The following is a 15,853-nucleotide window of genomic DNA, read 5'->3' on the forward strand; positions in this document are numbered from 1 at the left end:
TGAAGTGACCCAATGAAATAAGACAAGGAAAAAACACCTCTTATACCGTATTTAATTTAAATACGAATATACGGAGGTGTTTCTTTTATGGGAACGAGAAAATCTTATTCAGAAGAAATTAAATGGAAAGCAATCGAACTGAAAAAACAAGGATACACAAATAAAGAAATTATGGAACAATTAGGAATTAAAAATAAAGCACAGATTAAAACTTGGATGAAGTGGCATCGTGAAGGTGAAACGTATCGTTTTAGTCGCCCTGTAGGAAAACAAAGTACGCTACAAAAGGCTAGTGAAGAAGGTATAACTGAAATCGAGAAGCTTCAGATAGAGAATCGGAAATTAAAAATGCAACTAGATATTTTAAAAAAGTACCAAGAAATCGAGAGGAGTTGGTTAAAGAAGTAGTTGTAGAAGTAGTGGAGTTAATGAAAGATGAGTACTCCATTAAAGAGATATGTATATTAATTGGTATACCTCGTTCTACTTATTATCGATGGAAAAATAAAGTGAAAGATGTAAAGGAAGCAAAATTAGAACAGGCTATTTTGACAATTTGTATGACAAATCACTTTCGATATGGACATCGCAAAGTTACTGCTTTATTGAAACGAAAATATAATTATCACCTAAATCGAAAAACTGTACAAAAAATAATGCAAAAGAAAAATTTACAATGTAGGGTTAAAAGAAAGAGAAGAACCTGGATCAATGGAGAAAGTAGAATTGTTGTAGAGAATCTCTTAAATAGAAACTTTCAAGCTAACAAGCCAAATGAAAAATGGGTTACAGACATTACATATTTGCCATTTGGTACAGAGATGTTGTATTTATCAAGTATTATGGATTTATATAACAATGAAATCATTGCATATGAAATAAGTAACAGACAAGACGTAACACTCGTCTTAAGAACAGTTGAGAAGGCGATAAAACTGCAACAAAAGACTCAAATTATACTACATAGTGATCAAGGGGCCGTGTATACCTCCTACGCTTTCCAAACGTTATCTAAAAAAAATGGCATTACCACAAGTATGTCCCGTAAAGGAAATTGTCATGATAATGCCGTAATAGAATCTTTTCATTCCTCATTGAAATCTGAATTGTTTTATTCCCAAGAAAAACAAATACATTCAACTTCTACTCTCAAACAACTCATTCACGATTACATTGAGTATTATAATACGGAACGTATTCAAGAAAAGTTAAACTACCTGTCTCCTATAGAATACAAGAAACAGGTAGCATAGGTGTTTTTTTCATGTACCAAATTCGTGGGTCAGTTCACATTCCTACCAATGAAGGGGGGGTTCTTATCGTTCGCTACGCCAACTTTCATTATGCCCAAGATTTGAATCTGTCGCTACTTGGACATCATATAACATTTCACTAAAGAAGCGTTTATCTACTTCTTTTGGTACAATGCGTCTTTCATCATCAATCTCATCGTATTCATATGAACCACGATTCACTGTACCTGCTTTATAAAATTGAATATCAAATACACATACATCTTCTTCATCTTCATAACCAATCGGCGCTCCGCTAAATGAAAGCTCTGCCCCTAATCCAGTACGAGTATCTTCTTTATAAAACGTATAATACACACCGCCATCTTGAACAGATCCACGGATCCATCCAAGCTTCGTCATCTTACCGAATAACGAACGACCATTTAGTAAAATACCACCAAATCTCTCAATAGCACTCTCATCATTCTCTTCTACTACAAACACTGGACGCTCAATTTGTAGGAACGGCTGAACAATTCCCGCACTTTCTAATTGCTCTTTCCATAATTCCTTCTCCGCCCCAGACAATTCTAACGGATGAACGAAACCAATAACAGTGCCAAATGAAAGTTCATAACTCTTCCCGTCAATTGTACAGAACACGCCACCTTCTGCATAACGGAATGCGTTCAGCAACTTCCCTTCCTTATACTCACCCCAAATAAGTGAAATAGAAAATTGCTTCATAATTGGATTATCCATAAATACAGACTTCCATGCATTATGTGACCAATAACGCTTTAACGAAAGTGCCGCTTCTAATCGTTGTTTTTGCATTGAAAGAGTAGTTCGGAGTTCCTTCTTTAAAGAGGCTAATTCTTTTTTAGCCTCTTCAGCCTTTTCTACATCATCTTTTGCATTCGGCTTTGGAAGTGACTTCATACGTTTTCCTTCCTCTGTCTCTAATTCAATTTTTGACTCTGTAGTTAAAATGGCAGTAAAACTTCGATTCCCGAAATCAATTATCTTTTCACCCTGTATAGTAAAGCCGAGGTCCGGCACCAATTGATCTTCCAGCTCTTCCTCTGTTATACCACGTGTTTTCGCAGCAAGACTTAGCGCTTCTTTTGCTGCATTACGTACTTGCTTATGTTTATATTTAAATGCTATTGCATGAATAGACATAAGTGCAAGCTTAGATGAAGACAAACCTAAAGCACGAACGGCATCCGCTGCTATCTTTCCTCTCATTTGAAGCACCCATTCATCAATTTGCTTTATAAGTATGTCGACCATTTTGTCGTCACTATACATTCCGTATAACGAAAGAATTCCACGCTTCTTCACATCTGCGTCTTGAGAAATCCATATTTGATATATTGTTTGCACACATTCTTTTAAGTCCTCTTCATTTAAAGCTCTACCAATTACTTCTGCCGTTTCTTTCTTCTCAATAACAGTATCTGAAATATACTGTTGTAAATAGGCTAACGGAATTGCAGCATCAGCAATTTCATCAGAGTCACGTAAACGGATTTGTGGCTCATCCCCAATCAATTGCAGAAGTGAATTTCTTGTTTGTTCAGTTAAAATACGTGCACATAGTTCTTCTATTTTTTCTTCCTCCGTTTGAAATAAAAACGAGAATTTTCCTGCGAAAGATTCATTTTTACTTTCTTGCAAAGCTTCCTGTACAAGTTTCGTATATTTTTCAAGCTTATACTCTATTAGTATTTTCATCACATTTTCACGAACAATCTTCTTTTTATTATGAAGTTCAACTGCTACATCTGCTGCAGCTTCAACATCTTTTGAAAGCAGTTTAACTACAGACTCACGCATTTTTTTAGATGAATCTCCTAAGCTTTTAATTAAAATTGGACGCATTTTAACCATGTTATCCTTTGCTAACTCTTCTAAAATATATGCTTTTGCCACAGCAGAATACTGATCAAACCGTTCAATTATATATGCTTGTTCTTTTACAATTACACAAACAAGCGCTTCCTTCGCCTTATTTCTCTCTTCACTGTAGCATGCAGCTTCTTCAACTGCATAAGCGATAAGCTTTTCCTTACTTAACCCATACGAAAGCAGATCTTCTAATACTTGTTTCGGTTCTACTCCTCTGACAGAACATTCGTAAAGAAGTTCGTATAAATTAACACTATCATCATCTCCAAACTGTAGTGTAAGTACAGCTTCCCTCTTCGCTACATCATCTATATCCCAAAGAAGCGCAACCTCTAACACCGGCATACCCCAATACATACTCCTATATTTCGGATTTTTAAGTATTTGCTTCATATCCTCAAGTGACAATTTCCCTAGTAAATAATCACGATATGTATCCCGCACTGTAGACAATTTTATTTGCAAAGCAGCAACAAAAAATTCTTCTCGCATTTTCCCTATATTTAGCTCATATCCTTTTTCAGCTAACGTTCGTGCGATGATGAGATAATTCATTTTACTTACATATTGCAAAGTATGTTGAATAAATTCAGGATCTTCCTCCAACATAAAGCATAGCAATTCATATTCATACGTCTTACAAAAATCCTCACTATTTAAATCATGTTGCCTTAGACGGTGCGCAAAAAATCTTTCCTTAGAAATCCAAAACTGTGTACAAAAATTTTGAATTTCTTCATATGTTTCTCTATTTATACTACCAGTTTTTTTGTAGTTTTGAGACTGACCGAGAGTATGACACATATAACGTGTTGCATAGTTTATAAAACCCCAAACATTTTTCTTCGCCAATATTTCAATATATCGCCTCGCAACATTCGAATATTTATAAACACAAAATAATAGTCGCCAAATATGTTCCGGTAAATTCCCACCTATAAATACTTCACTATCATCTTCACCTTTTAAATACCGTTTAACCGCTTCAACCTTTTCCCCTAGCAGTTTCAATATAAATTCTGTATGTTCTCCTAACCTCTCATTCAATAAAGAACTATATGTACGAAACTTTTCATAATCTACATCAAACATTACGAGAAGTAATGTTAATTGTTGCTTAGTTGGTAAAGTATGTAATTGTCCCTCTATATAGTTCGGATTCTCTTTTGTTAACTCTCTAAGAAAAACATCTGCTTCATTTACATAACTTGAAATACTGGATAAATATTTACATGCGATTGCTACAAGTTTGTCCAAAGGAAGTGCACTTTTTTCTAAATAAATCTTCATTTTAGAAAAACTGACATGCGCAAAACGGACTACAAGAACATTTAATAATTGCTCCTCGAGTATATGGTAAAATAATCGAAAAAAAATCCGGATCTTGTTTATGCACTTTCCTAAAATCGTTTATAAATCGCTCCGCAAAATCACTTCTTTTTTGATCGCGAATTGTCGTTAGTTGAATATTTTTTAAAATCTCTTCTTCTTTTGTCTGTAAATATCGTTGTGATAATTGTTTCTGTTCTTCTGTCATAATAATATATTGAAACAACTCAGATGTACTAGTAGTCAAACTTTGTACCCCCCGCATCTTTTTATCTTTTATAAAAATACCCTTATTTAATGGTAGTATAGCATAAAACCCACAAAAACGAACGTACATTCTACATTAAATTAATGTAAATTAAAATACACTACTCAACATACATTTCCTTCTCTCTAAACTTCCCATTACAGACTTCTCCCCACTAAAATCCTTTAACTTTTTGCTACACCAATTCCTCAAAATCCCCTTCACATAAGCTAACGTTTTCTTATTATTTTCAAACGCAATTTTAAGTGCCTCTAACACTTTCTCTCCAGAAAGTCTTTGTATCCAATTCTTCAATTCCTTCACAATATATGGGGATAAACTACTAATATTTTGTTCATAAAACTTATAAACTTCACTATTTGGAACGTCCTCTTCTATGGTTTCCACCTCTATCTCTTCCGCTTCTTCTTTCTCTTCAATCACTACTTGTGAACTACTATTATCCTCTTCTTTTGGCATACCAAAATGCTGCAATAATAATGGAATCTTGTATTCTTTTTCAAGACATTTACGTAAAAATATATGTATGAACTCATTACTTTTTATAGTCTTTAACTCACGTAATACGCACTTCTCCACATTCGTATTTGAAATAGGGTTATAGTGTAACCAATTTATTATGAATACCTCTTTCGTTTCCGTATCATATAAAATCTTTCCATACTCAACAAACCTGTTTAGCAACTTCTCAACAGTCTCCATACTATAACCTGTTTCAAGCTCTGCCACACGCTTCGGTAATATGTAAATACCACATTGCTTCGTTTTCGTACCAGTTAACAAATATATGTAAAAATAACGCTCCTCTGGCGTTAAATCTAATATGAATTCATCTTGCCAAAAGTTCACCTGCACATTACGGTATACCGCCATATGTTTCCCTCCACTCTTTGCTAGTAAATAGGAAAATTTTAATCCTTCATTATAAAGATAGGCATGCGGGAATGGTTTTGGCATTCGAATTACAATTTTTTTACTACTACAACGCCGGTTTCATTTTTTCGCGCTTGTTTTGTTCTTGTAGTTGTTTTTGTTTTTGTTTTTTCTTAGTGATTTATTACTTGGTAGGGGCTTATGAGGGGCTTGGAAGGGCATTCTGCATTACAATCTATGAAATACAATTTGTTCTTCCTACTAAATAGGAGCTATCCAAAATAATAATTTGGAATAGCTCCTTTCAAATTCTTCTTATTTTTTACTTCTACCAATGTCAGCTTCTACATACAATTTCTTCTGCTATTTGCGGGCAGTAAAACTCTCATTTCAAAATTCGGTAAATAAACTGCTCGATCGCAATACGAGTGGCCCTCACTGATTAAAGTTTCCTTTTATTTTTGCATTGAATCTAACATCTTCACAATAAAGGCAGCTGCCTGACCACGAGTTGCTGTACCTCGGGGATCAAACTCATTATTTCCAACACCATTAACTACCTTTAAGCTGTATAATCGTTGAACCGATTCTTTGTATGTTATTAAATGCTTATCTGTAAATGGTAATGCTACTAACTCACCTGTAATTCCTTTGTATCGTAATGCTTTGTCAATCATAATAGATACTTCTTCACGAGTAATTGGTGAGTTAGGATCAAAAATCCCTTCACCACGACCATTAATAATTCCTGCACTTGCACAACGTTTAATACCGTCATGAAGTGATGGGTGTGCCTCATTAATATCTACAAATGACTTATTTCCCTCTGGTAGTTTAAGAGCATTCGAGATTAATTTCGCAAACTCCGCTCTCGTTACATTTCGATATGGCGCAAATACACCATTGCCTTCGCCTTGCATAATACCTAGACTGTTTAATTTACGAATATGCCCTTCAAACCAGCCACCTGTAATATCATCTTTTGGTTTTTGTACTTCTTCCTTTGGTACATTGTAGTTAATTTTAATCCAACTTGGGTCATAGAAAATCCATTCTCCATTACCTACTTTATACCAACCATTTTTAACCGCTAATACTTTGTAACGATCTCCGTTTGAAGCTTTACGTACAACACGATGTTCAATACCCGCATCACTACGTACATTGATGCCACTACCATTTACCACTAGTTCCATGCTAGGTTCAGCTGGATTATTTTCATTTGGATTAAATGAGTCATTTTTATCTTGTAAAGGCGTATCAATCTGTGCATTTATATTTGCATACCACTGAATTCCTTGTACGAAACCAGCCCAATTACCACGTGAAATTAAAATGTCAGGACATTTTTTCCCGCTCCATTGTTGATGCTTGTAAATATGATCTGCACCAATTCCTTCTTTGTTCATTAAATAACCTGCAAGTCGTTTTGCATTTTCTAACGCTTTATTGTAATCACCGTCTTGGTTAACCGCAATCTCGATACCGATAGACTCCCTGTTTCCTGAACCATCCCCATCTCCTGCATGCCAACCATTTTCGTTTGTTGGTAAGTGTTGATAAATTTGTTTATCATCTACAGTAAAATGCCATGAAGCTGTTCGGAAAGTGCCTTCAGTTGCTTGCTTGTATAAATATTTCGCATGATTTTCAGCATTAGCACCAGCGGCTGTATTTGCGGTCTCATGAATTGTAATGTAACGTGCTTTCATCGGATTTGCAGGACGAATATCAGGATTTCCTGCTGGAACAATCCACTCCACAAATGGAACTCCTGCAAGTGTTCCATATTTCTTCGTACTCTGTGCACTATATTGAATACCTCTTGGCTTTGCAACAGGTTTCATTTGACGATCAGATCCATCATTTCGACCATCTACAGATTCAAATGCCTTTTCAATATTTGAAATAGCTTCCTTTTCTGCTACTTGTCCCTTCTTAGCATCTTGCATTTTGTTTAATTCTTCTGTTTCATCATGTTTATGCTTATATTCTTCTAAAAGAATTTTTTCATTTTCAGATACTTCTGCTTCGTTAATTTGTACATGATCAGGAACTTCCAACTTGAAATTAGAATAATTTAATCCGCTCGTTCCATGTTCTCCTTCAGCAATATTTAGTTGATCAGTTTGAGATTTGTTTATCTCTTCTGCTGATGCTGATAAAGGTACACTCCCTAAAATCACTAGACTTGTTGATAGTGCGATTACTTGTTGTTTGATTGTCTTATTCATTATTATAAATAGATATACACACATTCTCGCCGTGTATATATCTCAACCTCCTTTTGTTGTCACATTAATTTTAAAAATACGAATCTACTATGTACTTCTAATATATTTTCTTTTTATTTATATATTTAAATTATATTATTTTATGCCCGTTAAGAAAATATTTATATGTCATCCCTACAAATGAATTTCATCTAACATACTTTTTACAAAATCCGTCAACAAAAATTATTTTACAACTAATTACCAATACCGTCAAAAGCATTTTCAACAATCCACACTTTAATAGTTATAGTAAATGTTATTTCTTTCACATTATATACTATTGAATTCCCCTATCAAATTTCTACTTCTCAAAAATAGATTATAATACCCTGTACTAATTCTTCACTAAGAAGAAACTTTACAATTTTGCTATAAATACAAACATATATAACTTTCCACAGCAAGAGTGTATACAATCACCAGCGGATAGCATTTATTTTGAAGAACTAGAAGATACTTGGGAAAATTATTTCAAATTAAAAGAAGTTATTGATAATAGCTATAATTTTTAGAAAGACAACTTACACAATATATAATTATAACAAGTCGATTTCTTATTTTAATAAGGAATCGACTTTCTTACTATCTAATTTACTGATTAACATCCACTCTAAAATTATTTTACTAAAGATACTATTATAGATACCGAATTATCTATAACGGAACGTTTTGGGCGTGATTTCATTAACACTGTTAATCCAATTAGGGACGTGACTAATGTTTGCGCTAATGCTTTTGCGTTCAAATCACTTTGTAGTTCTCCTGATCGAATTCCCTTCATAATTAATTCTTGAAAAATAACTGCAAGATACATTTGATGTTCTCTAGTCAGTACTTCAAACTTTTCATTATGAGGAGCAAGCTCAACCATTGTGTTAATACAAAAACAGCCTTTACTGAACTCTTTTTTATATTCCTCTTCCACCATGTTTTCAAAAAACATCCGAATTGCTTCTTTTACAGATTGTTCGTTTTGAAGTTTTGTTCGTATACGAGCCGCATGTAAATTTGTGTATCTCCTTAATGCCGCTTCAAATAAACCCTCTTTATCACCAAAGGCTGAATATAAACTCGGTTTTTGTATTTCCATTTTAGCAGTTAGATCACTTAATGAAGTAGCAGCGTATCCTTTCTCCCAAAAAAGTTGCATAGCAGCATCCAAAGCTTTTTCTTCATCAAATTCGCGTAGTCTAGCCATTTAAAATATCCCCTTCCTCTACATTTTTAGATTATAAACCAACAATTTATGTACCAATCAGTATATTATATATCGTATTAAATTATAAACGATGTGTCAAAAAAACAGAATTAACTCAAAATAAACTTGACATATACATTTACTCAAGATTATATTTTACTTACAAATAACATACCGTTCGGTACGTTATTTTTTCTAATACAAAAGGAGCTGATTTTATGAATAGCAAAGAAAAGATGATGACCACTCTAAAACATAATCATCCCCAGTTACATTCACCTATTAGCGCAAACATGTCCCGCTATATGACCCTATTATTCGCAATAGCTTGCGGGATGGCGGTGGCAAATATATATTTAGCTCATCCACTACTTGATTCTTTATCAAATGAATTTAAGATTAGTCATTCAACTATCGGTATTGTGATTACTATTACTCAAGTTTGTTATGCAATCGGATTACTTTTATTAGTTCCACTTGGTGACTTATTAAACCAAAAAAGACTTATTATTGTTCAAATGCTTTTATCCGTTATCGCTTTAATTGTAATTGGGGTCGCTCCCTCGGCCATCGTACTTTTTATAGGTATGGCCTTAGTAGGAATTCTTGCAACAGTTACACAAACACTCGTCGCATACGCATCAATTTTAGCGAATCCAGCAGAACGTGGACGTATAGTAGGTTTCGTTACAAGCGGCGTTGTAATCGGTATTCTCCTTGCGCGTACATTTGCAGGCGCATTAACAGATTTAGCTGGGTGGCGGTCCGTTTATCTCACCTCCGCTACACTTATACTATTCGTAACTGTTTTGTTATATCGTAATTTACCTACTCTCGAACAGAACAGAATGACAACTATACCTTACCGGAAGTTAATACGTTCTGTACTCTTATTATTTGTAGAAGAACGACTCTTACGCATTCGCGGAATATTAGCATTGCTCATTTTCACTTCATTCAGTATTTTATGGACTTCTTTAGTATTACCTCTAAGTGCTACACCACATAATCTTTCACATACAGCTATTGGTGCGTTCGGCCTTGCTGGAGTTGCAGGTGCATTAGCTGCTACTAAAGCTGGACAATTAGCTGATAAAGGATTAGGACAAAGAACAACTGGCATAGCTTTATCTTTATTAGTACTTTCATGGCTCCTAATTAAATCTATTAATCACTCTCTATTATTACTAATTTTCGGCATTATCCTCTTAGATTTAGCGGTGCAAGCTGTACATGTCACCAATCAAAGTATGCTGTTCACAGTGCGTCCCGAAGCAAGAAGTCGCCTTACTGCCAGTTACATGATTTTTTATTCTATCGGTAGTGCAACAGGTGCAATTCTTTCAACAAATACGTATGAAAAATATGGTTGGGATGGCGTATGCATATTAGGTGTATCTGTTAGTGCTTGTGCTCTTTTATTTTGGACAATAACCTTACGGCAATCATCACAACTAAAAGAAGAATAATTCATTTGTATATTTTTCTACAAGACTATAGAATAGCATTTATTTTTCAAAATAAATCAACGGCATTTTCATATAAAAAATGCCGTTGATTCCAAACTTTTATGTATGCGATTCGCCATTTCATGATAATAGATCAATATACTAGCGAAATACATCTATTACAAATTACCTTTAACTTGTCCGACAATTTCGTTTATCGTATTTTGATCAAACTTATCACTAATTTCGTATGGCTCACGATCTCCTACGAATTGCACGCCTACGATATCATTGCGATCCTTACCGTATTGCACTTCAATGATAGATCCACGCTCTATTTGTTTCCAAATGAGGCCTGCTTCATCTTTATTATCTAAAATAATGCAGTCTTCAATATTTTCATCAATCCCAATTAACTTGTTATCATCTATATATCCAATCTCGTATTGTTGCCGTTCTTTCGCTTTTCCGCTTACTAATATACCTTTGCTACCATATGAGTAATCCGTATAGTCCTTTTTCTCCTTTTGTACCCCTTTCGGCTTTTGTGCTTCAGTTTTTTCAGCAGCTCCACAACCTGTAATAAGACTGATTGGCATAACCATAGTTAATACTACTCTAGTAAATTTCTTTATCATTTATAACTAACCTCACATACTTAATTTAAAATGCTATTTATTTCCTTATTATAAAATAACATGATAATACAGAGAAAGAGCCAAAGATAAAATATTATTTACATCCGTATTGTCCCTCCCTTTACATTAATATAGTATCCTCATAAGTATGAATAGCTAGGCTTTCAAAATTAATACGGGAATATTATAGAAAGTAGACATCCTACTCACATACGATTAGTATTAGAATTGAAAATATATAAACTAGATGATTACTTATATTAAGGAAGGAAGTGCACAGCTATGGATTTTAAAACAGTCATGCAAGAGCTTGAAGCCCTTGGTAAGGAAAGAACGAAAAAAACATACATCTCTAACGGTGCACACGAGCCGGTTTTTGGCGTAGCTACAGGTGCTATGAAACCAATCGCTAAGAAAATAAAAGTAAATCAAGAGTTAGCTGAGGAAATTTATGCCACAGGTAACTACGATGCTATGTACTTTGCAGGCATTATTGCAGATCCAAAAGCTATGAATGAGTCTGATTTTGATCGCTGGATGGACGGGGCATATTTTTATATGCTATCTGATTATGTGGTAGCAGTAACTTTATCGGAGTCAACTATCGCCCAAGACGTTGCTGATAAATGGATTGCAAGTGGGGATGAGCTACGAATGTCAGCAGGCTGGAGTTGCTACTGCTGGCTTTTAGGAAATCGCAAAGACAATGAATTTGTTGAAAGCAAAATTTTCGATATGCTTGAAATTGTAAAAAATACAATTCATGATGCACCAGAACGAACAAAATCTGCTATGAATAATTTTATAAATACTGTAGCAATTTCATATGTGCCACTACACGAAAAAGCAGTCGAGACTGCAAAAGAAGTTGGTATAGTTGAAGTAAAACGTGATAATAAAAAAAGCAGTTTGTTAAATGCTTCCGAAAGTATTCAAAAAGAAGTCGATAGAGGAAGAGTTGGTTTCAAACGTAAATATGTTAGATGTTAGATTATTAAAAAAGGTGTCAATCAAGAAAGATTGGCACCTTTTTTTAATGTAGAAGTAGAAAATGAACTACCTCCCTAAAAATCATTCATTTCCCTCTTTACAACTTATATGTTAGAAATTTCTTCTTTCACTTTATACACCCTATCTCTTTTCTCATCGTTTTTAACAAAAGTAAGCTTTCCTTCTATAACAAAACCTTCCAATGCTAAGCATACTTGTCCATATGCTTTTGGCTTATTCGTTGTAAATCTTTCATCTGATATTTTACCAGATCGTATTAATTGTTCGCATAGCTCCAGTGCACTTATTTCTTCAGAATCCATTAATTCCAATATATCTTTTTGCAATGCTGATAAAGGTGCAGGTATTTCGGCTACCTCTACCTTTTCTTTTTTATCTTCTTTTTCGTCTTCAAATAAATCTTCAAATGAAATTTGATTCATTACATCTTTTCCTTTCTCATAACGAATTTGCTTAACATGAACTGAACCCTATATGTACTAGAACTTTTACATTTAGTTATTGTTATGTAGTCCTTACCTCTTTACATAGATTTTATAACTCATGTACATTATTTTAAGTAGTATATTTCCATTATACCAAATATACGTTCTGTCATCTATTGTAGAATTCGTTATTACTGAACTGAAATCAATAGTGAATATCCGGTGCACAAATCATGCAAACAAAAAAATGCTAATCGCATTGTTTGAACTACTTCCACATGTCTATCAAGCTAAGAAAAACGAACATCCAAAATAAAAAAGCGAGGTTACTATTGTAGTACCTGAAAAGCAGGCAGTCTTTAAGGCTTAGTTAAGTAAGTATTCTATGTTGTGAATGAAAAAGGATCTGATATGAATATCAGATCCTTTTTCATTGCTTCTTTTATAAATGTAACTTTTTTATACATACATCGTTTCACACGATAACTGGTTCATACGTGCTTACATTATCATACACTGTTTTCGCAATTCTAGGAGGAAGATTAACACACCCTCCAAATCTGACTTTTTAATAGAATCAAAGTGTATTTTTACTTACCAGACTTAATTTTTTCGTTATATTCTTCTAAAGTTAACCCTTTTTCTTTTAGATAAACAGCAACTTCTTTCCCTACATAACGATAGTGCCATGGCTCATACTTAATGCCAGTAATATTCTCTTTATCTTTTGGATAGCGGAGAGTAAATCCATATTCTGCAGCATTCTTATCTAACCATTTGAATGCATCGGTAGTTTCAAATTTTGCATTTAAATCTTCTACAGTATTCTGCCATTCAACTGAAATAATGTCTAACGCTAATCCAGTATGATGTTCACTTGCACCAGGATACTGAAGATATTCCAATGCCTTAGCACTAGCCTCTTTATCCGACAAACCTTGAGATTTATAGCTTTTAACTGAAGCATCATAATACGTTTGTTGTAATTTTATAGCTCGATAACCTGATCTTAAATAAAGATTGATTCCCTCTTTTTTTGCAGCCGCTACCATATCCTGATAGGAAGTTGCAATTCTACTATCTATTTTCATATTCGGCTTAGCATTTTGGGTAATACTTGTTAATTCAATTCCTAGTTCCTTTGATAACATATGCTCTCTATTTACAAGAATAATTCTCCAATCATTAGGATCAGAGATAGGTAAAACATCTTTTTTATTCGCATGTATCTCTTTTTTATTTTTATCGTTATTATTAGTAGTTTCCTGAGATGTTTGCTTTCCACTACAAGCAGCAAGACTCCATCCCATTGCCAATACCAATGCTAAAATTATAAATTTTTTAATTGTATCTCATTCCCTTTTTGTTTATTAGTCTTTATACCAATTTCCCAACACGTCTCTAGGAATCTCCTTGAAATCCTTCAAAGAAACGGGGCCGACAAATTTTTTAATTCCATGTTTTTTAGAATCTTCATCCGAATAATCTTTTAAAAATTGAATTTTAAATTGTTTCTTACCATCAGCGTAGTCGGTTACTGTCGGTACGATTGCCGCTTGTCGTATACCAAAAGTTTTATCTTCATACTCAACAAATTGTACATAAGATAATCCTCCAACCAATGTTTCTAATTTTTCTTGTGCAGAAATAAGATTTCCAAGAGAATAATAGATTAGCGTTTCATGTCCATCTTTATTTTGTTTCCACTCAATTGGTTGAATTACATGTGGATGATTTCCAATTACTACATCTACACCTAAATCTGTTAAATATTGAGCAACTTCTTTTTGTTGCTTTGAAGGTGTTGAGGTATATTCTACTCCCCAATGCACCATAACAATCACCATATCAGAGCTACTCTTTGCCTTTTCCACATCATTTTGTATCGCTTTTTTATCAATTAAATTTAAAGCCCAAGACTTATCAGCCGGAATTTTAATTCCATTCGTACCATATGTATAATTTAGTAACGCAAAGCGAATACCATTTTTTGTAATCGTTTTTATTTCATTACGCTCGTTTTGACTCTCATTAATGCCTACTGGGATAACATCCGGATATTTCTTCCAGTATTCTCTTGTATTCGCAACACCTTTAATACCCATATCCATAGCATGATTTGTCGCTTGAGTCACTATATTGAATCCAGTGTCCACTAAAGATTGGCCTACTTCTTCAGGTGTATTGAAAGTCGGATATCCCTGTACTTTTAAATTATTTCCTGCAATTGGAGTCTCCTGGTTCACGATAGCAAGATCACTTGATTTAACAGCTTTTTTGATATTTTCATAAATATAGTTATAATCATATGAACCGTCTTTTTGTTTGCCATCTTTAATTACTGCGTCATGATATAAATTATCACCCGTTGCTATTAAATTCACAACCGATTTTACTTTTTTATCTTCCGTAAAATTAGGAGACTGTTGGATAGGACTCTTCTCTACCCAATTTGGTGCTTTTAATGATGTATCTATATTAGATTCAGCCGGTGGTAATGAAGCTTTAGATGTCTTAACATCTGTATTACCACAAGCAGTTAAAAGCACTAAAAAAATAAGACATAATAAAAAAAACTTTTTACTTCTCTGTAAAGTATCTAACATGTGATCCTCTTTTCTGTTTTATTACTTATAACCAGTTCTAACAAATCAGTCTTTAAAACAACGTATTTTGGTTTTACCCTTAATTATGGAAGGACACTCTGTTACATCTGCTTCGGAATATACAGATAATCATTTTCCATTCTCTAGCAATCTATCAATTCCATCAGGATGTCGACTAGTTTCATATACCTGTTCCAATTGCAGTAACTCGTTTAATCTAAACAAGATAGAAGAATAGTTCATATAGCCTCTTCTCTTGCTTTACGTTTGTGAGTGGCTCCAAAAAGAGGGGATCGTTGCTGTACCCCCTTTAAATATTATGGAATCATTGTAACTAATTTCTTTACGTTAAGCGACAAACATTATACCGATAACAATAAGTAAGACCCAAGAACTTATTTTACCAATATACAAAAAAAGTAGCAATCTTTTGCCCCATATAAAGAAGCCAATTAGGAGAAATGAAAGGGAGATTCATTTTAATTAATTCCTTCCTTCACTGATTAATAAAAAAAACAAGCCACCCAGCTATATTGAAGTGACCCCCGAAAGTTAGACAGGTCGTTTCATTAGGCAGCCTCTAGGGTATGAGCCCGGTATTGTACTGGGCTCATACCCTTTAATTTTGCCTT

11 protein-coding genes and 1 pseudogene are annotated in these 15,853 nt (G+C 34.0%); 3 read left to right on the forward strand and 9 right to left on the reverse strand.

What is annotated here, in order from left to right:
- Window positions 1-87: 87 nt before the first annotated feature.
- A protein-coding gene (locus tag ACTJJY_RS30695) for an IS3 family transposase (protein WP_088092380.1) occupies window positions 88-1,253 on the forward strand; the annotation gives its coding sequence in 2 pieces (ribosomal slippage) (window positions 88-385 and window positions 385-1,253; 1,167 coding nt in all).
- A 63-nt stretch (window positions 1,254-1,316) separates the two neighbouring features.
- Here the strand turns inward: ACTJJY_RS30695 and ACTJJY_RS30700 are convergent.
- From ACTJJY_RS30700 to ACTJJY_RS30715, 4 genes and pseudogenes are all read right to left on the reverse strand, one after another.
- Window positions 1,317-4,725 (reverse strand): annotated as a pseudogene (locus tag ACTJJY_RS30700) (DUF4132 domain-containing protein).
- A gap of 111 nt (window positions 4,726-4,836) precedes the next feature.
- Complete coding sequence (locus ACTJJY_RS30705; protein WP_440607361.1) at window positions 4,837-5,619, reverse strand: DnaD domain-containing protein; 783 nt, start codon at window positions 5,617-5,619, stop codon at window positions 4,837-4,839.
- A 455-nt stretch (window positions 5,620-6,074) separates the two neighbouring features.
- Window positions 6,075-7,853 carry an S-layer homology domain-containing protein gene (locus tag ACTJJY_RS30710; RefSeq protein ID WP_440607362.1) on the reverse strand — a complete coding sequence of 593 codons (1,779 nt, stop codon included), beginning with the start codon at window positions 7,851-7,853 and terminating at the stop codon, window positions 6,075-6,077.
- Window positions 7,854-8,511: 658 nt separating this feature from the next.
- A complete protein-coding gene (locus ACTJJY_RS30715) occupies window positions 8,512-9,093 on the reverse strand; it encodes a TetR/AcrR family transcriptional regulator (RefSeq protein ID WP_440607363.1) in 582 nt (193 codons plus the stop codon).
- A 218-nt stretch (window positions 9,094-9,311) separates the two neighbouring features.
- On the opposite strand from ACTJJY_RS30715, the gene ACTJJY_RS30720 reads away from it, so the two are divergent.
- Window positions 9,312-10,562 (forward strand): MFS transporter, encoded by a 1,251-nt coding sequence (locus tag ACTJJY_RS30720; RefSeq protein WP_440607364.1) that lies wholly within the window; start codon window positions 9,312-9,314, stop codon window positions 10,560-10,562.
- 158 nt (window positions 10,563-10,720) lie between these two features.
- Here ACTJJY_RS30720 and ACTJJY_RS30725 read toward each other — a convergent pair whose 3' ends face one another.
- Window positions 10,721-11,179 carry a hypothetical protein gene (locus ACTJJY_RS30725; RefSeq protein ID WP_440607365.1) on the reverse strand — a complete coding sequence of 153 codons (459 nt, stop codon included), beginning with the start codon at window positions 11,177-11,179 and terminating at the stop codon, window positions 10,721-10,723.
- 282 nt (window positions 11,180-11,461) lie between these two features.
- On the opposite strand from ACTJJY_RS30725, the gene ACTJJY_RS30730 reads away from it, so the two are divergent.
- A complete protein-coding gene (locus ACTJJY_RS30730) occupies window positions 11,462-12,169 on the forward strand; it encodes a DNA alkylation repair protein (protein ID WP_440607366.1) in 708 nt (235 codons plus the stop codon).
- Between the two features lie 104 nt (window positions 12,170-12,273).
- Here the strand turns inward: ACTJJY_RS30730 and ACTJJY_RS30735 are convergent, their stop codons facing one another.
- From ACTJJY_RS30735 to ACTJJY_RS30750, 4 genes are all read right to left on the reverse strand, one after another.
- Window positions 12,274-12,612: a DUF3895 domain-containing protein gene (locus tag ACTJJY_RS30735; protein WP_440607367.1), complete on the reverse strand. Its 339-nt coding sequence runs from the start codon at window positions 12,610-12,612 to the stop codon at window positions 12,274-12,276.
- Window positions 12,613-13,205: 593 nt separating this feature from the next.
- Window positions 13,206-13,937 carry a M15 family metallopeptidase gene (locus tag ACTJJY_RS30740; RefSeq protein ID WP_000241993.1) on the reverse strand — a complete coding sequence of 244 codons (732 nt, stop codon included), beginning with the start codon at window positions 13,935-13,937 and terminating at the stop codon, window positions 13,206-13,208.
- 48 nt (window positions 13,938-13,985) lie between these two features.
- Entirely contained in the window at window positions 13,986-15,221 is a 1,236-nt protein-coding gene (locus tag ACTJJY_RS30745; protein ID WP_440607368.1) for a CapA family protein, read from the reverse strand.
- Between the two features lie 569 nt (window positions 15,222-15,790).
- A partial coding sequence (locus tag ACTJJY_RS30750) for an IS3 family transposase (protein WP_368773297.1) occupies window positions 15,791-15,853 on the reverse strand: 63 nt, incomplete at its 5' end.

The organism is Bacillus sp. 22475 (assembly GCF_052044835.1).
Lineage (GTDB): Bacteria > Bacillota > Bacilli > Bacillales > Bacillaceae_G > Bacillus_A > Bacillus_A cereus.